The 26748-nt window shown below is 61.2% G+C and carries 21 protein-coding genes and 4 tRNA genes; 9 read left to right on the plus strand and 16 right to left on the minus strand.

Going from position 1 to position 26748, the window contains the following annotated elements:
* The first annotated feature begins 17 nt into the window (after window positions 1-17).
* Window positions 18-671, plus strand: a complete 654-nt coding sequence (locus ACZYR5_RS01150) for an HAD family hydrolase (protein ID WP_489088268.1) — start codon at window positions 18-20, stop codon at window positions 669-671.
* 55 nt (window positions 672-726) lie between these two features.
* Here ACZYR5_RS01150 and ACZYR5_RS01155 read toward each other — a convergent pair whose 3' ends face one another.
* Window positions 727-1689, minus strand: coding sequence for a zinc-binding dehydrogenase (locus ACZYR5_RS01155; RefSeq protein WP_489088267.1), 963 nt, complete (start codon window positions 1687-1689; stop codon window positions 727-729).
* A 137-nt stretch (window positions 1690-1826) separates the two neighbouring features.
* Between ACZYR5_RS01155 and ACZYR5_RS01160 the strand changes: the two genes are divergently transcribed.
* Together ACZYR5_RS01160 and ACZYR5_RS01165 are read left to right on the plus strand one after the other, a co-directional pair.
* Window positions 1827-3914: a carboxy terminal-processing peptidase gene (locus tag ACZYR5_RS01160; RefSeq protein WP_489088266.1), complete on the plus strand. Its 2088-nt coding sequence runs from the start codon at window positions 1827-1829 to the stop codon at window positions 3912-3914.
* A gap of 125 nt (window positions 3915-4039) precedes the next feature.
* Window positions 4040-5842, plus strand: a complete 1803-nt coding sequence (locus ACZYR5_RS01165; RefSeq protein WP_489088265.1) for a bifunctional diguanylate cyclase/phosphodiesterase — start codon at window positions 4040-4042, stop codon at window positions 5840-5842.
* Here ACZYR5_RS01165 and ACZYR5_RS01170 read toward each other — a convergent pair.
* From ACZYR5_RS01170 to bamJ, 5 genes are all read right to left on the minus strand, one after another.
* A complete protein-coding gene (locus ACZYR5_RS01170; RefSeq protein WP_489088264.1) occupies window positions 5802-6209 on the minus strand; it encodes an SEL1-like repeat protein in 408 nt (135 codons plus the stop codon). The genes ACZYR5_RS01165 and ACZYR5_RS01170 overlap by 41 nt on opposite strands.
* Window positions 6210-6581 carry a hypothetical protein gene (locus ACZYR5_RS01175; RefSeq protein ID WP_003179080.1) on the minus strand — a complete coding sequence of 124 codons (372 nt, stop codon included), beginning with the start codon at window positions 6579-6581 and terminating at the stop codon, window positions 6210-6212. It abuts the gene before it with no gap.
* Window positions 6578-6919, minus strand: coding sequence for a helix-turn-helix domain-containing protein (locus tag ACZYR5_RS01180; protein ID WP_489088263.1), 342 nt, complete (start codon window positions 6917-6919; stop codon window positions 6578-6580). Before ACZYR5_RS01180 ends, ACZYR5_RS01175 begins: the two co-directional genes overlap by 4 nt.
* 115 nt (window positions 6920-7034) lie before the next feature.
* On the minus strand, window positions 7035-7490 hold the full coding sequence (locus ACZYR5_RS01185; RefSeq protein ID WP_489088262.1) for a YkvA family protein: 456 nt from the start codon (window positions 7488-7490) through the stop codon (window positions 7035-7037).
* A gap of 293 nt (window positions 7491-7783) precedes the next feature.
* Window positions 7784-8497, minus strand: coding sequence for a BamJ family beta-barrel-assembly machinery protein (gene bamJ, locus ACZYR5_RS01190; protein WP_027620006.1), 714 nt, complete (start codon window positions 8495-8497; stop codon window positions 7784-7786).
* A 273-nt stretch (window positions 8498-8770) separates the two neighbouring features.
* Between bamJ and ACZYR5_RS01195 the strand changes: the two genes are divergently transcribed.
* Both ACZYR5_RS01195 and ACZYR5_RS01200 read left to right on the plus strand, forming a co-directional pair.
* Window positions 8771-10579, plus strand: a complete 1809-nt coding sequence (locus ACZYR5_RS01195; RefSeq protein ID WP_489088261.1) for a di-heme-cytochrome C peroxidase — start codon at window positions 8771-8773, stop codon at window positions 10577-10579.
* Window positions 10580-10607: 28 nt separating this feature from the next.
* Window positions 10608-11744, plus strand: a complete 1137-nt coding sequence (locus tag ACZYR5_RS01200; protein ID WP_489088260.1) for a catalase family protein — start codon at window positions 10608-10610, stop codon at window positions 11742-11744.
* A gap of 32 nt (window positions 11745-11776) precedes the next feature.
* On the opposite strand, the gene ACZYR5_RS01205 is transcribed toward ACZYR5_RS01200, so the two are convergent.
* The 5 genes from ACZYR5_RS01205 to ACZYR5_RS01225 all read right to left on the minus strand — a co-directional run bounded on the left by ACZYR5_RS01205 (window position 11777) and on the right by ACZYR5_RS01225 (window position 14590).
* Window positions 11777-13795 (minus strand): c-type cytochrome, encoded by a 2019-nt coding sequence (locus ACZYR5_RS01205; protein WP_489088259.1) that lies wholly within the window; start codon window positions 13793-13795, stop codon window positions 11777-11779.
* A 265-nt stretch (window positions 13796-14060) separates the two neighbouring features.
* Window positions 14061-14137, minus strand: a tRNA-Asp gene (locus tag ACZYR5_RS01210).
* Window positions 14138-14156: 19 nt separating this feature from the next.
* A tRNA-Val gene (locus ACZYR5_RS01215) sits at window positions 14157-14232 on the minus strand.
* A gap of 186 nt (window positions 14233-14418) precedes the next feature.
* Window positions 14419-14495: transfer RNA gene (locus tag ACZYR5_RS01220), tRNA-Asp, on the minus strand.
* A 19-nt stretch (window positions 14496-14514) separates the two neighbouring features.
* A tRNA-Val gene (locus tag ACZYR5_RS01225) sits at window positions 14515-14590 on the minus strand.
* Window positions 14591-14749: 159 nt separating this feature from the next.
* On the opposite strand from ACZYR5_RS01225, the gene rdgC reads away from it, so the two are divergent.
* Complete coding sequence (gene rdgC / locus ACZYR5_RS01230) at window positions 14750-15670, plus strand: recombination-associated protein RdgC (protein WP_007936132.1); 921 nt, start codon at window positions 14750-14752, stop codon at window positions 15668-15670.
* 304 nt (window positions 15671-15974) lie between these two features.
* Complete coding sequence (gene sugE, locus ACZYR5_RS01235; protein ID WP_489088258.1) at window positions 15975-16292, plus strand: quaternary ammonium compound efflux SMR transporter SugE; 318 nt, start codon at window positions 15975-15977, stop codon at window positions 16290-16292.
* A gap of 58 nt (window positions 16293-16350) precedes the next feature.
* On the opposite strand, the gene ACZYR5_RS01240 is transcribed toward sugE, so the two are convergent.
* The 3 genes from ACZYR5_RS01240 to ACZYR5_RS01250 form a co-directional block, all read right to left on the minus strand.
* Complete coding sequence (locus ACZYR5_RS01240; RefSeq protein ID WP_489088257.1) at window positions 16351-18225, minus strand: MFS transporter; 1875 nt, start codon at window positions 18223-18225, stop codon at window positions 16351-16353.
* 72 nt (window positions 18226-18297) lie between these two features.
* Complete coding sequence (locus ACZYR5_RS01245; protein ID WP_489088256.1) at window positions 18298-19449, minus strand: TDT family transporter; 1152 nt, start codon at window positions 19447-19449, stop codon at window positions 18298-18300.
* Window positions 19450-19554: 105 nt separating this feature from the next.
* Window positions 19555-19866, minus strand: a complete 312-nt coding sequence (locus tag ACZYR5_RS01250) for a cupin domain-containing protein (protein ID WP_489088255.1) — start codon at window positions 19864-19866, stop codon at window positions 19555-19557.
* Between the two features lie 191 nt (window positions 19867-20057).
* Here ACZYR5_RS01250 and ACZYR5_RS01255 point away from each other — a divergent pair, with 191 nt between their 5' ends.
* The gene (locus ACZYR5_RS01255) at window positions 20058-23528 is read left to right on the plus strand and encodes a hybrid sensor histidine kinase/response regulator (RefSeq protein ID WP_489088254.1); all 3471 of its coding nucleotides are present in this window, start codon (window positions 20058-20060) and stop codon (window positions 23526-23528) included.
* Here the strand turns inward: ACZYR5_RS01255 and ACZYR5_RS01260 are convergent, their stop codons facing one another.
* Together ACZYR5_RS01260 and ACZYR5_RS01265 are read right to left on the minus strand one after the other, a co-directional pair.
* Window positions 23529-24893: a DNA recombination protein RmuC gene (locus tag ACZYR5_RS01260; protein WP_489088479.1), complete on the minus strand. Its 1365-nt coding sequence runs from the start codon at window positions 24891-24893 to the stop codon at window positions 23529-23531.
* 175 nt (window positions 24894-25068) lie between these two features.
* Entirely contained in the window at window positions 25069-25392 is a 324-nt protein-coding gene (locus ACZYR5_RS01265; RefSeq protein WP_489088253.1) for a sel1 repeat family protein, read from the minus strand.
* Between the two features lie 937 nt (window positions 25393-26329).
* On the opposite strand from ACZYR5_RS01265, the gene ACZYR5_RS01270 reads away from it, so the two are divergent.
* Window positions 26330-26554 (plus strand): hypothetical protein, encoded by a 225-nt coding sequence (locus ACZYR5_RS01270; RefSeq protein ID WP_003214941.1) that lies wholly within the window; start codon window positions 26330-26332, stop codon window positions 26552-26554.
* The last annotated feature ends 194 nt before the right edge of the window (window positions 26555-26748 follow it).

The following is a 26748-nucleotide window of genomic DNA, read 5'->3' on the forward strand; positions in this document are numbered from 1 at the left end:
AAGAGAGAACCCTACTGATGGCCCTGGCAATTTTTGATCTGGACGAAACCCTGATTCACGGCGACTGTGCGACCCTCTGGAGCGAGCAGATGGCGCGCCTGGGCTGGGTCGATGGCGAATCCTTCATGCGCCGCAACAACGAACTGATGGACGCCTACAGCCACGGCAAGCTGGCTATGGAGGAGTTCATGGACTTCAGCCTCGAGCCCTTGATCGGCAGCACGCCGGAAGAAGTCGAACACCTTGTAGGCCCTTGGGTCGAGGACTTCATCGAACCGATCATCTTCAGCGACGCCACCAAAACCATCGCCGCGCACCGCAAGGCCGGTGATCGGATCCTGGTGATTTCCGCCTCCGGCACGCACCTGGTCGGTCCCATTGCCGAACGCCTGGGCATCGACGAAATCCTCGGCATCCAACTGGAAGTGATCAACGGTTTCTACACCGGCAAAACCGTCGGCACCCTGACCTACCGCGAAGGCAAGATCACCCGCCTGCTGGAATGGCTCGACGCCGAAGAGGAAAACCTCGAGGGCGCGAGTTTCTATTCCGACTCGCGTAACGACCTGCCGCTGCTGCTCAAGGTCGACTTCCCGCATGTGGTCAATCCGGATCCGGTGTTGCGCGAACACGCGGAGAAGGCCGGCTGGCCGATTCATCAGTGGAAATAGCCAGACTTGCTCGCTGGCACGTCACACGTGCGCACCAGCGAACAGCGCTACTGGCTTAAACCAGGCTTTCGTCGATCACCAACACCAACTTGCCCGACACCTGATTACCCGCCAGCTCGGCAAACGCCGCCTCGGCGTCGGTGATCGGGTAGGTCTTGGCCAGTTGCGGACTCAAACGACCTTCGGCGAACAACGGCCAGACTTGCTGGTGCAGGTCAGTGAACAGATCAGCCTTGAACTGATCATCCCGGTTGCGCAGGGTCGAACCGATGACCTGAACCCGCTTGGCCAGCACTTGTGCCAGATCCACCTTCGCATCGCGCCCGCCCATCAGGCCAATCAGCACCCAACGCCCGTCGCGGGCCAGCACCTTCAAGTTCAGCCCTGCATAGTTGGCGCCGACCGGGTCGAGAATCACATCGAACGGCCCCAGGTCGCTCAAACCTTCCAGCCCATCCGTGCGCACCACCCCGCCCTGGGCGCCGAGCGCCTCGCAGTAGGCCAGCCGATCCGCCGAACCCACGCTGACCCAGCACGGGTTGCCAAACGCCTTGCACAACTGAATGGCGGCTGAGCCAACACCACTGGCCCCGGCATGCAGCAAGACCTTTTCCCCCGGCTTGAGGGCCGCCAGTTGAAACAGATTCAACCAGGCGGTGCTGTACACCTCCGGCAAGGCGGCGGCTTCAGCCAGCGACAAGCCCTCCGGCACCGGCAATACGTGACGGCCGTCGACCACCACTTCCTCGGCCATGCCTCCCCCGGCCAGCAGCGCGCAGACCCGGTCGCCGACCTGCCAGGACGAGCCCGGCCCGACTTCGCTGATGACCCCGGAACACTCCAGGCCCAGCACCTGGCTGGCGCCGGGAGGAGGAGGATAGAGCCCCGCTCGCTGTAACAAGTCGGCTCGATTCAAGCCCGCTGCCGCCACACGGATGCGAACTTGTCCTACATCACAGGCCGGACTGGGCTCTTCAACCCACTCCACATGACCTTCAACGCCTTGCAATGCCTTCACAGTGCCTCCATAGTGAGTCTGGACTGAGCCCGTGCTGTAGCGCCGGGCTTTTTGCATTATGCGACCGGCCCCTTGGGAACCGGCGACTTCAAAGACGGCCTAATATGCGTTATCAATTGTCCCCGCGTCGAATCGGCATGAAGCATTTGTTCCCCAGCACCGCACTCGCTCTATTCATTGGCCTGGGCAGCTTGTCGCTGTCAGCCAATACGTTCGCAGCCAATAGCTGGGACAAGCTTCAGCCCGATCGTGACGAGGTGATCGCCAGCCTGAACGTCGTCGAGCTGCTCAAGCGCCACCATTACAGCAAGCCGCCGCTCGATGATGCGCGCTCGGTGATCATCTACGACAGCTACCTCAAGCTGCTGGATCCGTCGCGCAGCTACTTCATGGCCAGCGACATTGCCGAATTCGACAAATGGAAAACCCAGTTTGACGATTTCCTCAAGAGCGGCGACCTGAACGCCGGTTTCACCATCTACAAGCGCTATCTGGACCGGGTCAAATCGCGTCTGGACTTCGTCCTTGCCGAGCTGAACAAGGGCGTCGACAAGATCGACTTCACCACCAAGGAAACCTTGCTGATCGACCGCAAGGATGCACCTTGGCTCAAATCCACTGCCGAGCTCGACGACCTGTGGCGCAAACGCGTCAAGGACGAAGTGCTGCGCATGAAGATCGCCGGCAAGGATTCCAAGCAGATCCAGGAAACCCTGACCAAGCGCTACAAGAACCAGCTGTCGCGCCTGGACCAGACCCGCGCCGAGGATATCTTCCAGGCGTACATCAACACCTTCGCCATGTCCTACGACCCGCACACCAACTATCTGTCACCGGATAACGCGGAAAACTTCGACATCAACATGAGCCTGTCCCTCGAGGGCATCGGCGCCGTGCTGCAGAGCGACAACGACCAGGTCAAGATCGTCCGCCTGGTGCCGGCCGGCCCTGCCGACAAGACCAAGCAAGTGGCCCCGGCGGACAAGATCATTGGCGTAGCCCAGGGCAACAAAGAGATGGTCGACGTGGTCGGCTGGCGCCTCGACGAAGTGGTCAAGCTGATTCGTGGTCCGAAAGGCACCGTGGTGCGTCTGGAAGTGATTCCGGCCAACAATGCGCCGAACGACCAGACCAGCAAGATCGTGCCGATCACCCGTGAAGCGGTGAAGCTCGAAGACCAGGCGGTTAAAAAATCCGTGCTCAACCTCAAGCAGGATGGCAAGGACTACAAGCTCGGCGTGATCGAGATTCCGGCCTTCTACCTCGACTTCAAGGCGTTCCGTGCCGGCGATCCGGACTACAAGAGCACCACCCGCGACGTCAAGAAACTGCTGACCGAGTTGCAGAAAGAGAAAGTCGACGGCGTGGTCATCGACCTGCGTAACAACGGCGGCGGTTCACTGCAGGAAGCCACCGAGCTGACCAGCCTGTTCATCGACAAGGGCCCGACCGTGCTGGTGCGCAACGCCGATGGCCGGGTCGACGTGCTCGAAGACGAAAACCCGGGCGCGTTCTACAAAGGCCCGATGGCGCTGCTGGTCAACCGCTTGTCCGCCTCGGCTTCGGAAATTTTTGCCGGCGCCATGCAGGACTACCATCGCGCGCTGATCATCGGCGGCCAGACCTTCGGTAAAGGCACGGTGCAGACCATCCAGCCGCTGAACCATGGCGAGCTGAAACTGACCCTGGCCAAGTTCTACCGGGTTTCCGGCCAGAGCACCCAGCATCAGGGCGTGCTGCCGGACATCGACTACCCGTCGCTGATCGACACCAAGGAAATCGGTGAAAGCGCCCTGCCGGAAGCCATGCCGTGGGACACCATCCGCCCGGCGATCAAGCCGGCCGTGGATCCGTTCAAGCCGTTCCTCGCCCAGCTCAAGAGCGAACATGACGACCGCACCGCCAAGGACGCGGAATTCGTGTTCATCCGCGACAAGCTGGCCCTGGCGCAGAAACTGATGGCCGAAAAAACCGTCAGCCTCAACGAAGCCGAGCGCCGTGCGCAGCATGCCGACATCGAAGCCAAGCAGCTTGCCATGGAGAATATCCGGCGCAAGGCCAAGGGCGAAGAGCCGCTCAAGGAGCTGAAGAAAGAAGACGAGGACGCCATTGCCGCCGAGCCGGACAAGACCAAGCCGGAAGACGACGCCTACCTGAGCGAGACCGGGCGTATCCTGCTCGACTACCTGAAGCTCAACACGGCGGTGGCCAGCAACAAGAAGTGATGGCTTTTTAGCACTAACGCTCTTCACAGTGTCATCAAACAGACATCATTCTGTCGTGAAATACGGGATCGGGTTCGCTCAGGCAAAGAGCGAACCCGGTCCTTTTTTTATCGACAGAGATCGCCATGACCACCACCGAACAGCTGAGTGCCTTGAGTTCAATCCTGGCTCAACGTGGGTTGCACAGCCTGTTCCAGCCGATCATCAGCCTGTCCGAACGACGCATCCTCGGCTATGAAGCCCTCAGCCGCGGCCCCTCCAACAGCCCGCTGCACTCGCCCATCGCGCTGTTCGCCGTGGCGCGCCAGGCAGGTCGCTTGAGCGAACTGGAAATGGCCTGCCGCTACAGCGCCTGCCGCCAGTTCAGCGGCCAACAGTTGCCCGGCAAACTGTTTCTCAACGTCTCCCCCGAATCGTTGCTCGAACCCGAACACCAGCCGGGACGCACCCTGCAGATGCTCCAGGACTTCGGCATTGCGCCCGACCAGGTGGTGATCGAGTTGACCGAGCAAACCCCGACCGATGATTTCCAGCTCCTGCAAAACGCCTTGCATCATTATCGGGCGATGGGTTTTTCCATTGCCCTCGATGACCTCGGTGCCGGCTATTCGAGCCTGCGACTGTGGTCGGAATTGCGTCCGGACTACGTGAAGATCGACCGTCACTTCATCGACGGCATTCACCAGGATGCGCTCAAGCGCGAGTTCGTCGGCTCGATACTGCAGATTGCCCGGGCGTCGCGGGCGCAGGTGATTGCCGAAGGTATCGAATTGCCAGAGGAATTGGCGGTGTTGACCGAGATGGGCGTCGACCTGCTTCAGGGCTATCTGCTCTGCCGCCCGCAGGAACAACCACCGCGCGATGCCCGCGCACTGATGCCCAGGCATGACAGCAGCACTACGGGGCTCAACGAAGAAAGCAGCGACCTCGGCGCGCTGCTCAACGAACAACCGGCGGTGACCCGCGACACCGCCACCGCCCTCGTCCTTGAACGCTTCCGCCGCCAGGCCAACCTGAACGCGCTGGCCGTACTCGATGAGCAGGGGCGGCCGTGCGGCATCGTCCATCGCCACTCGTTGTCCGACGCCCTGCTCAAGCCGTTTGCCACCGACCTGTTCGCACGCAAACCCATCAGCCGGCTGATGAGCGACGACTTCCTCGCCGTCGAGTTCGGCCAATCGCTGCAACAGGTCAGCCGGTTGATCACCAGTCGCGCCCGCCAGCGCATCGAAGAAGATTTCATCATCACCCTCGACGGCGCCTATCAGGGGCTGGGAAGGGTGATGGACGTGCTGAAGCTGATCACCGAGCTGAAAATCCAGCAGGCGCGCCACGCCAACCCGCTGACCTTGCTACCGGGCAATGTGCCGATCCAGCAGTGCCTGACGCGCCTGTTGCAACAGCAGCGCGAATCGATGATCTGCTACGTCGACATCGACAGCTTCAAGCCTTTCAACGATCTCTACGGCTACGGCCGAGGCGACGAAGTGCTGCTGTGCCTGGCGCAGTGCCTGAACGAATGCATCGATCCGAGCCGGGATTTTGTCGGCCATATAGGCGGCGATGACTTTCTGCTGGTGCTCGGCCCGGGCGACTGGCACCCGCGACTTGCGCAATTGCGCGAGGACTTCCACCGACAGTGCCAGCGCTTCTACCGCGCCGAACACCTGGCCGCCGGCTGCTTCGTGGCGTCCAACCGCCAGGGTGCGCGCCAGGAATTCGCCTTGCTGTCACTGTCGGTGGGCGTCGTGCATCTGTATCCACAGGCCTGTGCACAACTGGACGCCAGCCGCCTGGCGGAACTGGCCTCGCAGGCCAAGCACCATGCCAAGGGCACGGCCGGCGACAGCGTTCACGTGATCGACAGCCTGGCGGCTGGGGCGGCTCTCAACCCTGACTGGAACGCTTCGCCAGCTCTTCCAGCTTGATTGCCGCCAGTGGATGGCCGGCTTTGGCCGCCATGCCCCACCAGCGCGCCGCCTCCACAGGATCGGGCGCTTTGCTTGGGGTACCGGCCAGGCTGATCACACCGACCTGATACGCCGCCTTGCCATCGCCCGCCAAGGCCGCCAGGCGCAACAAACGCACGCCCTCCTCACGCGCACCCAGGCCGACGCCGCGAAACGTCAGGATGTGCCCATAGAAGCTCTGGGCGCCGACATCGCCCAGGTTGGCCATCCGCGCGAACTGCCCTTCCATCCACTGCCAGATCCGTGGTTGGCGGACGAACCACGACCAGTGAAACAGACGCCGCGCCCACCAATAGCCCAGGCGTGACTTGAGTCGTAGAAACACTCAGGCCTCCGCTGACTCGGGGTATTCGTACTCGAACACCCGGACCACTTCCGACGCGTGCCAGGACGCCGCCGCAACGCCATCAGAGGGACCGGAAAAACGCCCCAGGCGCTCGACGCACTCAAAGAAGCCGGTGCGCGGCAAGCGACTGGCGCCCTGGCTGATCACCAGCGAACTGCGCAAGGGCTGTTCGGCCCGTGCATCGAGGGCGGCCAGGTGTTCAAGCGCCGCGGTCAGGGTCTGCATGGCCGGACTGGGCAGTTGCAGACGCTCGAGCAAGGCACGATAGGTCAACAAATGGCGCTGGCGCCGCGCCTGATCCAGCTCCCCGAGCAAACCGTCCCAATGTTGACGACTGATGCGCACGCTCACGATTCATCCCTCCAGCCCTGCACCTTCAATTCCCAGGCCAGGCTGCGGCGAATCGCGGCGTCAGGCTGACGCTCGCCACTTTCGATCATGGCCAGGTAAGAAGGGCTGATGCCTACCGTGCGGGCCAACGCTTCAATGGCGATGCCCTGTTCTTCACGCAAACGACGGAGTTGATCCAGACCCACCAATACCGGGTCCGAGGTGGCCGCGTGATGAGCTGTTGCTTCACGCGGGCGTTGCTCTGTGACACCTGCCGCTTTCAATAATGCTTGATACTGAGCCCATGGCAAAACCGCATATTCGGGCTCTCCATCACGTGCAATTATCTGAATATCCATGACTACCCCGTAGGACAACAACACTTAGCGAGTCGGCACTTTTCCCTAGAAGTGTAATCCTAACAGTGGCCAAGGTCGCTGTGGGGCATCAATCTGAAGTTGGATCCGAAACAATTCAGCTATTTTTCGGCCGTTGCAGGCGCAATTTTTCTGGCGAATCGGGCAAGCGCTCGAGCACCGCCAGCTTTTCCGGATGCTGGCGACTGCGCCAGAGCCGGAAGGCATTGAGTTCGTCATCCAGGGTCTTCATCAGCCACGCCAGAACCGCGATGTCGTCGATCATGCCGAACAACGGCAGGAAATCCGGGATGGCATCCACCGGACTGAGGAAATACATCAGGCCGGCTACCACTGACACCAGGGCCTTGGGACTGATGGCCCGGTACTCGCCCCGCCAGTACGCCAGGCACAAGGCCTGCAGCAGGCGCAGATCGTCCTTGAGCTTGCCCAGCCGATTGCCCTGGGTGGCTCCCTTGCTGGCCACGGCAAACAACAGGGTCGGCAAACGCCCACGACTGATCAATCGACCGGCGAGTGGCAAGAATCGGGCGAAATTCCACGGTGTTTTCATCACGCCTCCACTGAAATGTTATCCACATATATTGTGGATAACCTTGTGAACAGAGCCCCTTTGCGTGCCTCAAAGCCCCGTTTTACAAGGGCTGAAGTCAGATCGGGCGTTTTTTACACACATAAAAAAAACCCAAGAATTCATTGACTTGGCAACCTCCAGCGGTTACCTGCAGCACCCTCAATGCTATGACTGCCGGTATCGGCGTCGGTTCGACCCGATTCTCCCCCCGCCAGCGCCAGATGCAACAACGCCCCGGCAAAGCGGGGCGTTGTGGTCAAGCCGAACGCTGATTACTTGGCGTCGTCTTGCTTGGCTGGATCTTTGATTGCCAGCAGTTCCAGGTCGAACACCAGCACCGAGTTGGCCGGAATTGCCGGGCTTGGGCTTTGCGCGCCGTAAGCCAGTTCGCTAGGAATGAACAGCTTGTACTTCTCGCCGACGTGCATCAGTTGCAGGCCTTCGACCCAACCCGGGATCACGCCGCTGACCGGCAGATCGATCGGGCTGCCGCGCTCGACCGAGCTGTCGAAAACGGTGCCGTTGGTCAGGGTGCCGGTGTAGTGCACAGTCACCACGTCGGTAGGCTTTGGCTGCGGGCCATCGGCCTTCTTCACGACTTCGTACTGCAGGCCGGAAGCAGTGGTAGTCACGCCGGCTTTCTTGGCGTTGTCTTCGAGGAATTTCTTGCCGGCGGCAGCCGACTCTTCGCTCATTTTGGCCATGCGCTCTTCAGCACGCTTCTGCAGCGCGGCGAAGGCTTCGACCAGTTCTTCGTCCTTGAGCTTCTGCTCTTTCTTGCCGACAGCATCTTCGATGCCTTGGGCTACGGCTTTGGAGTCCAGGTCATCCATGCCTTCCTGAGCCAGGCTCTTGCCCATGTTCAGGCCGATACCGTAGGAAGCTTTTTGCGCCGGAGTTTTCAGCTCGACACTGGTCTGCGAGTCACAACCCGCGAGTACCAGGCTAACCAGGGCCACCGCCGCCGCCAACCGATGCTGTTTCATGCTATTTCCTTGTTCATGCGCCTAAAGGGCAATCGAATAAAGCCGCGAGCTTATCAGGCCGCCACGACCAATGGCTACCGGCATAAGAGCAAGAAAGCGGCGATAAGTTCAGGTGTTTTAACGCGTTTTCCACCCAAGGGTGGTGAAGTTTCTGTCAGCAACTACGCAATCCGCCAAACACCGCCTCCGACAACAAAGATTGGCGTAATGGCCACTTGCTGCTGAACTTTAGCTCAGGCATAAACCCACCCCCCATTTACAAGGAAGTTTATCGTGCGTCTTCTCCTTCGCGCCCTGTTGCTGATCCTCGTCCTTGTGGGCGTGCTGGTGGCCGTGGTGCTCTACTACGTGGCCAACCCGAAACTCCCGGTTTATCAGCCTGTCGAGCAGGTGCACTACCTGGATCAGTGGAGCGAGGCCGAGCGCCAGACCTACTACTTCACGCCCCAGGGCACCCAGGTCAAGGGCTTGCGCTACGACTGGTTCACGGCCCTCGAACTGCCGTTTTCCACCCAACGCTTTGCCACGCCCGAGTACCTGGCGCGCTTCGGCTTCCTGGTGGATCCGGCGCGATCGGCGACGCCGGCCAACCCAGGCAACCTGCCGGTGGGCTTCACCCGGCACCGCAACGGCGAGAGTCAGCAAGAGTTTCTGGATATTACCTGCGCCGCCTGCCACACCGGCGAACTGCGCTTCAAGGGCCAGGCGCTGCGGATCGACGGCGGCTCGGCGCAGCATGTGCTGCCCGCAAGCGTGCCAACATTGCGTGGCGGCAGCTTCGGCCAGGCGCTGGTCGCCAGCCTCGCCTCGACCTATTACGTGCCGTGGAAATTCGAACGCTTCGCCCGCACCGTCCTCGGCCCCGACTACGAGGCCGGCCACGAACAATTGCGCAAGGACTTCAAGGCCTCCCTTGACACCTTCCTGCGCGTTGCCTGGAACGACACCCATCGCGGCCTTTATCCGACCGAAGAAGGCCCGGGCCGCACCGACGCCTTTGGCCGTATCGCCAATGCCACCTTCGGCGACGCCATTTCTGCCGACAACTATCGCGTTGCCAACGCCCCGGTGGACTACCCGCAACTCTGGGATATCTGGACCTTCGACTGGGTGCAGTGGAACGGTTCGGCCCAGCAGCCGATGGCGCGCAACATCGGCGAGGCGCTGGGTGTCGGCGCCACCCTGGACTTCTTTGCCGCCGACGGCCAACCGCTCAAAGGTGAGGCGCGCTACCCCTCCAGCGTGCGGGTGCGCGACCTGCACTTGATCGAAGAAACCCTCAAGCGCCTGCAACCGCCAACCTGGCCGCAGGAACTGCTGGGCAATGTCAATCTGCCCTTGGCCGCCCAGGGCCGCACGCTGTTCAGCGAAAACTGCGCCGGCTGTCACGTGCCCAACGTCGTCGACGCCAACGGCCGGCCCGAGAAGCAGCTGAAGATGCTGCCCGTGGCCTACATCGGCACCGACCCCAACAGCGCCACCAACATTGCCGAGCACCGCTTCGACGTCAGCGCCCTGCAGTGGGATCCGGCAGAACTGGCGACGCTGGACGTGAAACTGCAACCGACGCCCAGCGAACCGCTGGACCTGAGCCAACTGTCAGTGGCCAAGGGCCTGGCCTACGTTACGGCCTTCGTCGAAAACCGCGCCTATCGTGATGCCAAGGTCACCCCAGCCGAGCGCCCTGGCATGGACGGTTTTGCCCTGCCGATCGGCGTGCGCGAGCGCGTGGCCTACAAGGCCCGGCCTCTGGCGGGCGTATGGGCCACCGCGCCGTTCCTGCATAACGGCTCGGTGCCCAACCTGTACCAATTGCTGTCACCGCAAAGCGAGCGGGCCAGCACCTTCTATAAAGGTACGTTCGAGTACGACCCGCAGCACCTGGGCTACCGCACCGAAGCGTTCGACAACGGCTTTCTGTTCGATACCCGCATCACCGGCAACCACAACAGCGGTCATGAATTCCGCGCCGGCGAGCGCGGCAATGGTGTCATCGGTCGTTTGCTGCAACCGCAGGAGCGCTGGGCGCTGCTGGAGTACCTGAAAGTCCTCGGTGGCCCGCTGGAGGCGCAACTGCCATGAACTCAATCTCGGTGAAAAGGAGCCACCCATGCTGATGACCCTCTGGCAACGTATCGGTGCACTGCTGGTCAAGATCCTCATGCTGCTGGCGGGCCTTGGCCTGCTGGGCTGGGCGGCGGCCACCGCCTGGTTCGCCTGGCAGCATCGAGGGCCGGTCTCTGCCGACGAGCAGATTCCTGCCGGCGAGGCGGCCATGACCCAGGACGTGATCCAGACCGCGGTGCGCATCGTCGACCAGCACCGGGAAAACACCCGTTACTTGCGCGACGCCCATGCCAAGGCGCACGGCTGCCTGCGCGCCGAGGTCCAGGTGTTGCCGCAGCTGACCGAGGATTTGCGCCAGGGTGTGTTCAGCGAGCCGGGCAAGACCTGGCAAGCGACCATGCGCCTGTCCAATGGCAACGCCTACCCACAGTTCGACAGCCTGCGCGACGCCCGGGGCATGGCCTTGAAACTGCTGGATGTGCCGGGTACGCAACTGCTCAAGGATCGGCAAGGGCAAGGCGAGCAGGATTTCGTGATGTTCAACCATGCGAACTTCTTTGTCAGCGATGTCGCCGAATACCGTCAGAACGTCGCTGCACAGGCCGACGGCAAAAAGGCCATGGCGTTCTTTCCCTCCTGGGATCCACGCAGCTGGCAAGTTCGCCATCTGTTCATCGCCCTGGCCACCCTGGCGCCCGCCCCCGCCAGCCCGACGCAGACTACCTATTTTTCGGTTTCGCCCTACAAATTCGGTAAGGCCAATGCCAAATTCCGCGTCGCGCCGGACCCGGACAGCTGCCCGAGCTACACCCTGCCCGCGCAGAATCAGGACCTGCCGAACTTCCTGCGCAGCGCTTTGAACCAGCAGTTGTCGACGGATCGGGTCGACGCCTGTTTTGTCCTGCAGATCCAGCGCCAGGACCCAGGCAAATTTATGCCTATCGAAGACACCAGCATCGAATGGCGCGAAAGCGACGCGCCCTTCGAAACCGTGGCGCGAATCAGGCTCCCGGCCCAGGACTTCGACACCCCGGCGCAGAACCTGCAATGCGACAACCTGTCGTTCAACCCCTGGTTCGGACTTGAAGCCCATCGGCCAATTGGCGGCATCAACCGCTTGCGCAAGGCGGTGTATGAAGCCGTCAGTGACTATCGGCACGCGCGTAACAGCGAGCAGTAAGCTGAACTGAAGCCGGTTGCCCGGCTTCTGACTCAGTAGCGCGCATCCGCTGGCTTGCCGCCTTTTGGCCAGTCCTTGTGCTTGTCCGGGTAGTCGGGGCGCGGTTGATGGGAGAAGTACTCCGCGACATCTACCGCCTCCTGATCGGAAAGCCCGCCCTGCCCCAACGGGAATTGCTCATGAAAGCCCACCGGCATGTTGCGTTTGACGAAGGCCGCAGCGGTGTAGGTACGGGCCATGCCGGCGCCGATGTTGAACGACTCATCGCCCCACAGCGGCGGGAACAGCCAGTCGCCAGTGGCGCGCTTGAGGCCTTCGCCGTCATTGCCATGGCACACCGCGCACTGCTTGGCATACACCTGCTTGCCGTTCTGCGCATCAGGTTTGATCGCCGGATCAATTTTACCGACGCCACGCCCGGCCACTTTGTCACCGGGCTGGGTGTTGCGTTTCATCCAGTCGAAATAGGCAATCATCGCCTGCATGTCGGCTGACTGCGGCGGCAGCGGCTGGCCGTTCATCGAGCGTCGGAAGCAGCCGTTGATCCGATCGGCCAGGGTAATTTCCCGACCCGCGCGCGGCGCGTAGCCCGGGAAGAAGGCCGAGACACCGACAAACGGCGAGCCATCGGCGACGGTGCCGGCATTCAGGTGACAACTGGTGCAGTTCAGCGCATTGCCGACGTGGTCCGGCAGTAGCTCCCGGGTTTGCAGGTGCAGGCGCATGCCGCGCACCACTTGCTCGGCGTTGGGCGCCAGCAGCATCTCGGCCAGGCGCGGAGTTTCAAAGGTGGTCGGCTCGTTGGTCGGTTTGAGCTGCGCACGCAGTTGCTTGACCTGCACCGCGCTGATTGCCGAGCCGTTATTGCCCCAACTGCTGCGCACGAAGCTGAGGATTTCGGCGATTTCCTGATCCGCCAGCCGAGCAAACCCGGGCATGGTGTAGACCCGAGGATGGGTCTGGGTCTGTGCGGTTTTCCAGCCGGTCAGGGTGATGTGCAGCAACGACGTCGGGTCAACCGAGGCCACGCTCGGGTTACCTGCCAGCGGTGGGAACATGCCGTTCACGCCGCCGCCATCCGGGCGATGACAGTCGCCACAGAATTGCGTGTAACCGAGGCCGCCACGGCTGCTGAACAGGGTGCTCGGCGCTGCGGCCGGTGCCAGCGGCAGGCTCGGTGCCGGCAGGTCATCCTTGCCCGCCGGCAAGGACTTGAGGTAGGTCGCGATTGCCGTCAGGTCGGCGTCGGTAAAGTGCTGGGTGCTGTGATGGATCACCTCGGCCATGTTGCCTGACACCGTGGCAAAGCGATTCTGCCCGGTCTTGAGCAACTGCACGGTGTCGGGCACCGTCCACAGGTTGCGCAGGCTCAGGGCGCGCCAGTGCTCCACGGTTTCGCCAGCGAGGAAGTGTCGACCGCTGACGCCGCTGTCGCTCATGGCCTTTTCCTGGAAGGCAATCCCCCGCGGTGTGTGACAGGCGCCACAGTGACCCAGGCCCTGCACCAGGTAAGCGCCGCGGTTTGTTGTCTGGTCTTTGGCAGGATCAGCGATGAATGGCTTGGTATCGACAAATAGAGCGTTCCAGAACCACAACCCCCAACGCTGGTTGAACGGAAAGCTCATGTCCGCCTGCAGATTGGCCTGTTTGACCGGGTCCACCCCTTGCAGCAGGTAGGCATAGAGGGCGCGCATGTCCGCTTCGCTCATCTTCGCGTAGGACGGGTACGGCATCGCCGGGTACAGGTTGACGCCGTCTGGCCTCACGCCCTCGCGCATCGCCCGGTCGAACTGCTCGAAGCTGTAGCGGCCGATGCCGGTTTCCGGGTCTGGGGTGATGTTGCTGGAGTACAGGGTGCCCATCGGCGTTTGCAGTTCCAGGCCCCCGGCCATCACCGCGCCAGCCTTGGCGGTGTGGCAGGCAATGCAGTCGCCGAGCTGAGCGACGTACTTGCCCTGCTCGATCAGTGCGCTCGGCTCGGCGGCATGCAGGGTTGGCGCAAGAAACAGCGAGGTGACCAGCAGCGCCAGTCGCGAGAGATTCATATCCATTGAAACCCCCCTTCTGGGACTGACCTCGGGCGATCCCGTCGGCCAGCTTCCTATTCGTTTTTATCGGCTCATCAGGCATTAGCCGGGACCTGCAGGGCCCACTGTCTTTCTATAGGAAGGGTTCGGGATGGCCGTTGATATGAATCACTGGATCGGCGCTTGAGGGGCAGTGGCCGGGATTTGGCAAATCCCGGACAGCAAAAAGCCCGCATTGAGCGGGCTTTCTGGAGGTGACCTGGCGTTCAGTGGTCCAGGTGACCGAATATGGCGCAGCGGACGGGACTCGAACCCGCGACCCCCGGCGTGACAGGCCGGTATTCTAACCGACTGAACTACCGCTGCGCTAAGCGTTGAAAGTAAGTGGTGGGTGATGACGGGATCGAACCGCCGACATTCTGCTTGTAAGGCAGACGCTCTCCCAGCTGAGCTAATCACCCTTTACCTTCGTTGCGGGACACATTATGCCACAAGATTTCGTAAAGTGTTGATTTAATTAATAAATTTATTAAAAAAATCGAAATCCGATGAAACCGTGTGTACCGCGTGGAACTCTTTCAGCAAAAAGCCCGCGTTAGCGGGCTTTCCGTGGTGACCTGGCGTTCAGTGGTCCAGGTGACCGAATATGGCGCAGCGGACGGGACTCGAACCCGCGACCCCCGGCGTGACAGGCCGGTATTCTAACCGACTGAACTACCGCTGCGCTAAACACTTGAAACGAATGGTGGGTGATGACGGGATCGAACCGCCGACATTCTGCTTGTAAGGCAGACGCTCTCCCAGCTGAGCTAATCACCCTTCGCTTCGGTGTGGCGCGCATTCTACGGAGCACACCCACCTCTGGCAAGCACTTTTTTAAATAATTTTCTCAGGCCTTCCAAAGGGTTAGCGAAGGGTTGGCCTGCGACGCTGCGCGGAGAATAATGCCCCCCTTTGTATAAAGGAGAGACTCACCCCATGTGGTTCAAAAACCTGCTTATCTATCGCCTGACCCAAGATCTGCCTTTTGATGCCGAGGCGTTGGAAACTGCACTGGCCACCAAGCTGGCGCGTCCATGTGCAAGCCAGGAGTTGACCACCTACGGTTTCGTCGCGCCCTTCGGCAAAGGCGAAGATGCGCCCCTGGTGCACGTCAGCGGTGATTTCCTGCTGATCGCTGCACGCAAGGAAGAACGCATCCTGCCGGGTAGTGTGGTGCGTGACGCGGTGAAGGAAAAGGTCGAAGAGATCGAAGCCGAACAGATGCGCAAGGTCTATAAGAAAGAGCGCGACCAGATCAAGGATGAAATCATCCAGGCCTTTCTGCCGCGGGCCTTTATCCGTCGTTCTTCGACCTTCGCCGCCATCGCGCCGAAACAGGGCCTGATCCTGGTCAACTCGGCCAGCCCGAAACGTGCCGAAGACCTGCTGTCGACCTTGCGTGAAGTGATCGGCTCGCTGCCGGTACGCCCGCTGACGGTCAAAATGTCGCCAACCGCGACCATGACCGAATGGGTCACCACCCAGAAAGCCGCGGACGACTTCTTCGTACTGGACGAGTGCGAGCTGCGCGACACTCACGAAGACGGCGGCATCGTGCGTTGCAAGCGTCAAGACCTGACCAGCGAAGAGATCCAGCTGCACCTGAGCACCGGCAAGGTGGTCACCCAGCTGTCCCTGGCCTGGCAGGACAAACTGTCCTTCGTGCTCGACGACAAGATGGTGGTCAAGCGCCTGAAGTTCGAAGATCTGCTACAGGATCAGGCAGAACAGGACGGTGGCGACGAGGCCCTGGGCCAGCTGGACGCCAGCTTCACCCTGATGATGCTGACGTTCGGCGACTTCCTGCCGGCCCTGGTGGAAGCGCTGGGCGGTGAAGAGACGCCGCAGGGGATCTGAATCCAACGAATCACCTGTGGGATGCGCCCGATTACAGGGTGCATGGTGATCGCCGATCGCGTGATCGAACTCCTGTAGGAGCTGGCTTGAACAGCGATGGACGTCAACGATGACGCGTGCTATCAGGATGCACGTGGCGCTCTTGAGTTCTTCGCGAGCAAGCTCGCTCCTACAGGGGGGATATCACCGTTAACCTTGATCCCAGGATCAATAGGCGGCACTCTAGCGCCCAACGCGAGGACGACCTCGCGGCTCGATCGAGTCATTCATCTGGGGACGACCCCATCAATCGATGGAGGTGTTCATGTCCTGGATCATTCTGTTTTTCGCCGGCCTGTTTGAAGTCGGCTGGGCCGTAGGCCTGAAGTACACCGACGGCTTCAGCCGCCCTCTTCCTACAGCTCTGACCGTTACCGCCATGGCCATCAGCCTGGGCCTGCTCGGCCTCGCCATGAAGGAGTTGCCGCTGGGCACCGCCTACGCGATCTGGACCGGTGTCGGCGCGGTAGGTACGGTTATCGCCGGGATCATCCTGTTTGGTGAATCCATGGCGCTGTTCCGCCTGGCCAGCGTTGCCCTGATCATCGCCGGCCTGGTGGGGTTGAAGATCAGCGCTACCTGAGCAAGCGCCGCAATAAAAAACGCCCGCGTCCTGCGGGCGTTTTTGTTGGCGGGCAAACCTAACGAAGCGCCCCTCGCAGCTCACTGACACGCTGCTGCAAATCCGCCGGCAGCGCTTGTTCCACCGCCACCGCCGGCCCTGCCACCAGGGTGACTCGCGACCACAAACGGTGGAAAAGGCCTTTCTTCGGGTCACGACTGAAAAAGCTGCCCCACAGCCCCTGCAGCGCCAACGGGATCACCGGCACTGGGGTTTCCTGGAGAATCCGCGTCAGGCCGCCCTTGAACTCATCGATTTCGCCATCCGCCGTCAGCTTGCCTTCCGGAAAGATGCAGACCAACTCGCCCTCCTTGAGGTACTGGGCAATTTTCTTGAACGCCCTTTCGTAGATCTCGATGTCTTCCTGACGCCCCGCAATAGGAATGGTCCCCGCCGTACGGAAGATGAAGTTCAGCACCGGCAGGTTGTAGATCTTGTAGTACATGACGAAGCGAATCGGCCGACGCACCGCGCCACCAATCAATAACGCATCGACGAAGGACACGTGGTTACACACCAGCAACGCCGCCCCCTCATCCGGAATCAACTCAAGGTTGCGGTGTTGCACGCGATACATGGAGTGGCTGAGCAGCCAGATCATGAAACGCATGGTGAATTCGGGGACGATGCGGAAGATGTAGGTGTTGACGCCGATGTTGAGCAGCGACACCACCAGGAACAACTGAGGAATCGTCAGCTTGGCCAGGCTCAGCAGGACAATCGACACAATCGCCGAGACCACCATGAACAGCGCATTGAGGATGTTGTTGGCAGCAATCACCCGTGCCCGCTCGTGCTCGGCGGTGCGCGACTGGATCAGCGCGTACAGCGGCACAATATAGAAGCCACCGAACACCCCCAGCCCGAGAATATCCAACAGCACCCACCAGGTATGGCCGAAGCCCAGCACCTGAATCCAGCCATGCCCCTCGACGCTCTCGGGAATACCGCCGGAATGCCACCACAGCAGCAGCCCGAACACGGTCAGGCCGAAGGAGCCGAACGGCACCAGGCCGATCTCGACTTTGCGCCCGGAGAGCTTTTCGCAGAGCATCGAACCCAGGGCGATCCCCACCGAAAACACCGTCAGAATCAGGGTGACCACGGTTTCGTCGCCGTGCATCCACTCCTTGGCATAAGCCGGGATCTGCGTCAGATAAATCGCGCCGACGAACCAGAACCAGGAGTTACCGACAATCGAGCGTGAAACGGCCGGCGTCTGCCCCAGGCCAAGGCGCAAGGTCGCCCAGGATTCGCTGAAGATGTTCCAGTTCAGCTTCAGTTCGGGTGTCGAGGCCGCCGCCCGCGGAATCCCGCGACTGGCCAGGTAACCGAGGACCGCAACGCCAATGATCGCAGTGGACACCACAGGCGCGTAATGACTGGAAGACATCATGATCCCAGCGCCAATGGTCCCCGCCAGGATCGCCAGGAAGGTGCCCATTTCCACCAGGCCATTGCCGCCCACCAGTTCCTCCTCACGCAACGCCTGGGGCAGGATCGAGTATTTCACCGGCCCGAATAGCGCCGAGTGGGTGCCCATGGCGAACAGCGCCAGCAACATCAGCCACAGGTGATCGAACAGGAAGCCCACGGCGCCGACCGCCATAATGGCGATCTCACCGAGCTTGATCAGGCGGATCAACGCGTCCTTGGCGAACTTCTCGCCGAACTGCCCAGCCAGCGCCGAAAACAGAAAGAACGGCAGGATGAACAGCAAGGCGCAGAGGTTGACCCAGATCGAGCGGTCGCCCTCGATGGCCAGTTTGTAGAGGATGGCGAGGATCAACGATTGCTTGAAGATGTTGTCGTTGAACGCGCCGAGCGATTGCGTGATGAAGAACGGCAGGAAGCGCCGCTTGCGGAGCAAGGTGAACTGCGAAGGATGACTCATCGTCCATGTCCCTGAGTGGCGTGGATGCTCTTATTGGAATGCCCTCGAGCGATCCAGGCCACAACCTTAGCGTTATTTCTTTAACCCGGCGATGCACGGCGAGACGAACAATTCACCACGCCAGGCGCCCTGCAGCGTGCGCTTGGAAACGATCAGCCACATGATCGCCAGCAGCACCACCAGCAGCGTGCCGAACAGGCTGAAGAAGCTCATGTTCAGGGTGCTGGCCAGCTTCAGTGTGGTCAGCGAGAACACGCCCAGCGGGAAGGTAAAGCCCCACCAGCCGAGATTGAACGGAATGCCATCACGCAGATAACGCAGGGTGATCAGCACCGCCATCAGCATCCACCACAGGCCGAAACCCCACAGGGTGATCCCGGCGATCAGGCCGATCCCCGCTGCCACCTCGCCCACACCCGGCATGCCATTGGCGGCAAAGATCGCCGGTGCATCGGCGCCCAGCACCAGCATGCCCAAGGCGCCGGTGCCGATTGGCCCCAGTGCCAACCAACTCGAAGCCGCCATGTTCTCATGGGGCAATTTGTGCAAGGCCATGCGCAGCAGCAGGATGGTCAGGATGCTCACCGCCACCGGCAGCGAGAATGCCCACAGTACGTAGCTGGTGGTCAACATCACCCATTGCCCATGGGCGTCCGTCAGGTGGGGCGCGAGCAGTCCGCCACTGGCCGCCGCGACTTCCGCCGCCACCACCGGCAATAGCCAGACGGCGGTCATCTGGTCGATGCTGTGCTCCTGGCGGGTGAACATCATGTACGGAATCAGCACGCCGCAAGCCAGGGACATGGCCACGTCCAGCCACCACAACACCTCGGCGAGCGACACCACGCCCTGCCCCCAACGCGGCACCCCGAACACCAGCAGGCCATTGATGATGGTTGCCAGGCCCATGGGGATGGTGCCGAAGAACATCGAGACCGTTGAGTGGCCGAAGATCCGCCGCGCCTCGTCGAAGAACATCACCCAGCGTGCGGTATATAGCAGGCTGAACAGCACGAACAAGGCGATGTTGAACAGCCACAAGCCCTCGGCGACAGCGTGCAGCCCGGGCACCTGGACCGGCAACTGGGCCAGCGCGAGCGCCAGCACCCCGGTGCCCATGGTGGCGGCAAACCAGTTGGGCGTGAACTGGCGAATGACTTCCCGCGGGTGCTGCAAGTGGCTCAATGGCCGACTGATGATTCTGCTGTTATTGAGGGTTTGCACGCTGATCTCCTGTCCCCTGATGAGGTTGAATTCATCATAGAACCGGATCGCATATCTATATAACGGGTAATTTCTCTAACTGTTATCTGTTTTGTAGATATACAGCTAAACGCTGCCCTCCGACTCGACCACCAGCACCCGCGCTACACCCAACGGATGGGCCACATGCTCGGTGCCGACCGCGGCATAAAAAATATCGCCGACTTCCAGCAATGTGACCTGTTCGACTCCATTCTCCCGGCAATGCATCCGCACCTGGCCATCGAGCACCACAAACACCTCCTGACCATCATTGACGTGCCATTTGTAGGGCTGGTCGGTCCAGTGCAGGCGAGTGGTGATCCCGTTCATGGTGGCGATATCCAGCGCGGCCCAGGCACGCTCACCGGTGAACGATTTGCTGCGGATAATCTTCATTGCCAATCAACTCCCTTGAATCAGTCCAGGTCAGGCTCCAAGGCTAACTCAGGCGCTCGGTTGAGCGACACGCAATTGTCCCTGCGACACCCCGCCGCGCTGCGACCTTGGTCGACACTGACGCCGCCGGGACTACGTGCGAGACTGTCTGACCGGGCCGCGCTGCCGGGTGTCTTTTGCCAGGAGTTTCCATGTCGTTGTCCAGCGGGCTGATTGCCGCCGTTGCCCTAGCCTATATGGCCATCATGTTTGCTATCGCTTTCTACGGTGATCGGCGCAGCACGCCGCTGCCGCCGCGCATGCGCGCCTGGGTCTACAGCCTGTCGCTGGCGGTCTATTGCACCAGTTGGACCTTCTTCGGCGCGGTCGGCCAGGCCGCCGAGCAACTCTGGTCGTTTTTACCGATTTACCTGGGGCCGATCCTGTTGCTGGTATTCGCCCCCTGGGTCCTGCAAAAGATGGTGATGATCAGCAAACAGGAAAACATCACCTCGATTGCCGACTTCATCGCCGCCCGCTACGGCAAATCCCAGTCGCTGGCGGTGGTGGTGGCGCTGATCTGCCTGGTCGGCGTGCTGCCTTACATTGCCTTGCAGCTCAAGGGCATCGTCCTCGGCGTGAACCTGCTGATCGGCGCCGGGGCCGATGCCATGGGCACCCGTGCCCAGGACACGGCGCTGATCGTGTCGCTGATCCTGGCGCTGTTCACCATTGTCTTCGGTACCCGCAACCTTGATGCCACCGAACACCACCGGGGCATGGTGCTGGCGATTGCCTTCGAGTCGCTGGTCAAGTTGTTTGCCTTTCTCGCGGTCGGCGCATTCGTTACCTACGGCCTGTACGACGGCTTCGACGACCTGTTCGACCAGGCCATGCTCGCGCCGCGCCTGGAGCAATACTGGAAGGAAACCGTGAACTGGCCCTCAATGGTCGTGCAGACCGGGGTTGCGATGATGGCAATCATCTGTCTGCCGCGTCAGTTCCATGTCACGGTGGTGGAAAACATCGAACCCCAGGACCTGCGCCTGGCGAAATGGGTATTCCCCGCTTACCTGGCCCTGGCCGCGCTGTTCGTGGTGCCCATCGCCCTGGCCGGACAAATGCTGCTGCCCAGCTCGGTCTTGCCTGACTCTTTCGTGATCAGCCTGCCGTTGGCCCAGGCCCATCCGGCCCTGGCATTGCTGGCCTTCATCGGCGGCGCCTCAGCCGCGACCGGCATGGTGATCGTCGCCAGCGTTGCGCTGTCGACCATGGTCTCCAACGACATGCTGCTGCCCTGGCTGCTGCGGCGTAAAAATGCCGAGCGCCCGTTCGAAGTGTTCCGCCACTGGATGCTCTCGGTACGCCGCGTGAGCATCGTGGTGATCCTGCTGCTGGCGTATGTCGCCTATCGCCTGCTCGGTTCCACCGCCAGCCTAGCCACCATCGGCCAGATTGCCTTCGCCGCGGTGACCCAACTGGCGCCGGCGATGCTCGGCGCGCTGTACTGGAAGCAGGCCAACCGCCGCGGTGTCTTCGCCGGCCTCGCCGCCGGTACCTTCCTCTGGTTCTACACCCTGATCCTGCCGATTGCCGCCCACAGCATGGGCTGGTCACTGAGCAGTTTCCCCGGCCTCGCCTGGCTGCACAGCAACCCGCTGAACCTGCCGATCACCCCGCTGACCCAGGGCGTGGTGCTGTCCCTGGCCGGTAACTTCACCCTGTTTGCCTGGGTCTCGGTGCTGTCGCGCACCCGGGTTTCGGAGCACTGGCAGGCCGGACGCTTCATTGGCCAGGAAATCAGCGCAAGGCCCAGCGCCCGTTCAATGCTGGCGGTACAGATCGACGACCTGCTGCAACTGGCGGCGCGATTCGTCGGCGAAGAACGTGCCCGGCAGAGCTTCATCCGTTTCGCCTACCGCCAGGGCAAAGGCTTCAACCCGAACCAGAACGCCGACAATGAATGGATTGCTCACACCGAGCGCCTGCTGGCCGGTGTGCTCGGCGCGTCTTCCACCCGCGCCGTGGTAAAAGCCGCCATTGAAGGGCGGGAAATGCAGTTGGAGGACGTCGTGCGCATTGCCGACGAAGCCTCGGAAGTCCTGCAGTTCAACCGCGCCTTGCTGCAGGGCGCGATTGAAAACATCACCCAGGGCATCAGTGTGGTCGACCAATCGCTGAAGCTGGTGGCCTGGAACCGCCGCTACCTGGAGCTGTTCAACTACCCGGACGGCCTGATCAGCGTCGGCCGGCCGATTGCCGACATCATCCGCCACAATGCCGAGCGCGGCCTGTGCGGGCCGGGCGAGGCGGAAGTGCATGTCGCGCGGCGCCTGCACTGGATGCGCCAGGGGCGTGCCCACACCTCGGAACGGTTGTTCCCCAACGGCCGCGTGATCGAGCTGATCGGCAACCCGATGCCCGGCGGCGGTTTCGTCATGAGCTTCACCGACATCACCGCGTTCCGCGAAGCCGAGCAGGCGCTGACCGAGGCCAACGAAGGCCTGGAGCGCCGGGTGGAGGAGCGCACCCATGAACTGTCGCAGCTGAATGTGGCCCTGACCGAAGCCAAGGGTACGGCGGAAGCGGCCAACCAGTCGAAAACCCGCTTCCTCGCGGCCGTCAGCCATGACCTGATGCAACCGTTGAACGCCGCCCGGCTGTTTTCCGCCGCCCTCTCCCACCGCGACGACGAACTGTCCGGCGAAACCCGGCAACTGGTGCAACACCTGGACAGCTCGCTGCGCTCGGCCGAGGACCTGATCAGCGATCTGCTGGACATCTCGCGCCTGGAGAACGGCAAGATCAATCCGGACCGCAAACCATTTGCCCTCAATGAACTGTTCGACACCCTGGGCGCCGAATTCAAGGTGCTGGCCCAGGAGCAAGGCTTGAAATTCCGCGTGCGCAGCAGCCGCCTGCGGGTCGACAGCGATGCCAAGTTGCTGCGCAGGATCCTGCAGAACTTTCTCACCAACGCCTTCCGCTATGCCAAGGGGCCGGTGTTGCTGGGGGTACGGCGCAGGGGCGATCAGTTGAGCCTGGAAGTCTGGGACCGTGGTCCGGGCATTCCGGAGGACAAGCGCCAGGTGATCTTCGAAGAGTTCAAACGCCTGGACAGCCACCAGACCCGTGCCGAAAAAGGCCTGGGCCTGGGCCTGGCAATTGCTGATGGCCTGTGCCGGGTCCTCGGCCATGAGTTGCAAGTTCGCTCATGGCCCGGTCATGGCAGTGTGTTCAGCGTCAGTGTGCCGCTGGCGCGCGCCCAGGCCAGCACACCGGGCAAGGCCGCCGAGCTCAACGGCAGGCCACTCAGCGGCGCGCACGTGCTGTGTGTCGATAACGAGGACAGCATCCTGATCGGCATGAACAGCCTGCTCAGCCGCTGGGGCTGCCAGGTGTACACCGCACGCAATCGTGCCGAATGCGCAGCGCTGCTCAATGAGGGCATGCGTCCGCAACTGGCGCTGGTGGACTACCACCTTGACGACGGGGAAACCGGTACCGAGTTGATGGCCTGGCTGCGCACCCAGCTCGGCGAGCCAGTGCCAGGGGTGGTGATCAGCGCCGACGGCCGCCCCGAACGGATTGCCCAGGTGCATGCCGCCGGCCTCGACTACCTGGCCAAGCCGGTGAAGCCGGCAGCCCTGCGCGCCTTGCTCAGTCGGCACCTACCGCTGTAGTCATTCGGGCAGCTCGGCCAGGCCATCGACATCGGTCAGCGCCCGTTCCAGCAAGTCCGCCGGCAGGCTCTTGCTGGCCCGGGCGCCGAGCAGCTTGAGTTGCTCGCTGCGGCTGACCAGGTTGCCGCGGCCCTCAGTCAGTTTGTTGCGGGCTGCGCTGTAGGCTTTATCCAGTTGCTGCAGGCGATTACCGACTTCGTCCAGATCCTGGATGAACAGCACAAACTTGTCGTACAGCCAGCCGGCGCGCTCGGCGATTTCCCGCGCGTTCTGGCTCTGGCGCTCCTGCTTCCACAGACTGTCGATCACCCGCAAGGTCGCCAGCAAGGTGGTCGGGCTGACGATCACGATGTGCCGGTCAAAGGCCTCCTGGAACAGGTTCGGCTCCGCTTGCAGGGCGGCCGAGAATGCCGCCTCGATCGGTACAAACAGCAACACGAAATCCAGGCTGTGCAGGCCGTCCAGGCGCTTGTAGTCCTTGTCGGACAAGCCCTTGACGTGATTGCGCAGCGACTGCACGTGCTGCTTGAGCGCCGCCTGGCCGATGGCCGCATCGTCCGCCGCCACATACTGTTGATAGGCGGTGAGGCTGACCTTGGAGTCGACCACCACCTGCTTGTCGCCCGGCAGGTATATCAGCACGTCAGGCTGGAAGCGCTCGCCATCCGGCCCTTTGAGACTGACCTGGGTCTGGTATTCGCGGCCCTTCTCCAGGCCGGCGTGCTCGAGCACCCGCTCCAGAATCAACTCGCCCCAGTTGCCCTGGGTTTTCTGGCCCTTGAGCGCCCGCGTGAGGTTGGTGGCCTCGTCACTCAGGCGCAGGTTCAGTTGCTGCAGGCGCTCCAGTTCCTTGGCCAGGGAAAAGCGTTCGCGGGCTTCGGCCTGATAACTTTCTTCCACGCGTTTTTCAAACGACTGGATGCGTTCCTTCAGTGGATCGAGCAACTGCCCCAGGCGCTGCTGGCTGGTCTCGGCAAAGCGCTGTTCACGCTCATCGAAAATCTTCCCGGCGAGTTCGGCAAATTGCGCGCGCAATTCATCCCGCGAACCTTGCAGGTCACTGAGGCGCTGTTGATGACTTTCCTGCTGCTCGCGCAACTCGGCATTGAGCGAGGCTGCCTGGGCATCCAGGCGCCGCAACTCGACTTCCTTGCTGTTGCGCTCGAGGTTCCAGGCATGGGCGGCGTCACGGGCGTTATCACGCTCGATCTGCAGCAATTCGACTTCCCGGCGCACCGCGGCCAGGTCGGCCTGCTTGCTGGCGTTGGCCTGGCCCAGGTCGCTGATTTCGTCGCGGCAGGCATCGAGTTGGGCATTCAGCCCGTCTTGCGCCAGCTGTGCGGTCGCCAGGCGCTCTTCGAGCAATGCCTGTGCGGCTTGCGCTGCGCCTGCGCGACGCTGCAGATGCCAGGCCAGAAACAACAGCGGCAATGCGCCACCCGCCAGCCCCAGCAACACACTGGTCAAGTCCATAGCCATGACGATTCCTGCCGATCCGATAAAACTCGAAGGTTAACCAAGCCGGCAAGTCTTGGACAGTTCAGTCTTCGATCTGGCCAAGTTCGCGCTGGGCCCGCCGGTCGCCCGCGCGGGCCGCCTGGCGCAGCAGGTCCTGGCCGATACGCCGGTCGCGGGCATTGCCACATTCACGGCACATCAACTGGCCCAGGCGACTTTGCGCAGCAACCACCCCTTCACGGGCAGGCGCCTTGAGCAGACGCCCGGCCAAGTGCTTGACGTTGGGGTTGTCGCCCAGGCGCGGGCTGTCGAGCAACCATTCGGCGACTCGCATCGACATTCGCTTGGGTGGGGTAACACTGGAGTGTTTGTCGGTAACAGAAGTTGATACTGAGCGAAACTTCATAAAGCACTGTGGGACAGATCGGAGGGCGCGCCACTTTACTCCTTTTTTCGCTCGGGTAAAGCCGAAAAAAACCCGGCACGCCCGTGCTAGAGCAAGCGCTCGGGACAATCCACAGAAGCTGTGGATAACTCAGTGGACAACAGCCCCTGAACTGCCCGAAAGCCCAGTGGAATGGGGCTCCCGCTCAAACTGACGATTTTTTCACCAGTAAAAAAAAGCGATGTTTTTCATTGACTTAAATTTTCACTACAGGCACCTACGGCCCTTGAATTGAAGATGACAGCCTGGTGACAACCTGCCCCCAGAATGTGCACAAGTACCTCGTTGAGCGGTATATCGACGCACATTAAATGGGCACTTTCGGAAAACCGGTAACAACTGGATCCAAGAAATCGAGCTGAACCAGGGTCAGGACCAACGTTCATCGCGATGGCACAGGTCAGGCGCCCCCGAACGGAGGTAACAGAATATTTCTTAGCTAGCACACTTCCATTCCTCAATTCAATCCGTTAGTATCCGCGGCGTTAGTACCAAGCTGAAAGTCAATTCTGGTCGAACAACTCCTGCGGTCTACCTTCCCTAAAGAGAAGCGATCACCGATATCACAGGGCCGACCACCTCGATGGTTTCCAGGTAATGCTTGCAACCACCCTGTTCCGCTATGAACACAATGGGTGCCCAAAAGCTCGCTTACTCTGACCGAACCAACCTGCAAATTGATCAGGATCTTCACCCCGGGCACAGAACCTTTGCCCTTGATGTGTCGCCTGCCCTCCTAAGTACCTACCTGCCGGCCCAAGCGCGCAAAAATATAGCGCTTCAACTGGCTGCTTTGTTCCAGTCGGGTTCTTCGTTCGATCAATGGTGATCGACGTTACTGGAACGTTTTAACGTTGCACGGTTCTTATCCGTGTCATTTGTAGGAACACCCATAATTATGTCGACTCAAATCCATACTCAGGATGCCATTCGCACCCTAACCAACGCCTTCGCACCGATGAACTGCCTGATCATGGCCGCTCGCAAAGGCTGCTTCAGCTTTACCCTGGTCAACGAACACGGCATCGCCCGTCACAGCGAACGCCTGTACCCCGATCAATACTCCAGCGCCGAGCCGCTGCAGGCCGTGATCGATCGTACCCGTCAGGCACTGGTTGCCTGAAAGCTGAAAAACCCGAAAAGCCTCGCTGAGAATGCGGGGCTTTTTATTGCCTTTTATTTCTCATTTAACCCAAACAGCCTAAGCACCAACCGATATAACGGTTATAACTCCCCGCCGGAAATATTTTAAAAACAGTCCTTTACAGCAAAGATATGACACTACACTTCAACTCAAGCGGCTTGATCCGCTTCCGG

Source organism: Pseudomonas sp. F007, from assembly GCF_057814275.1.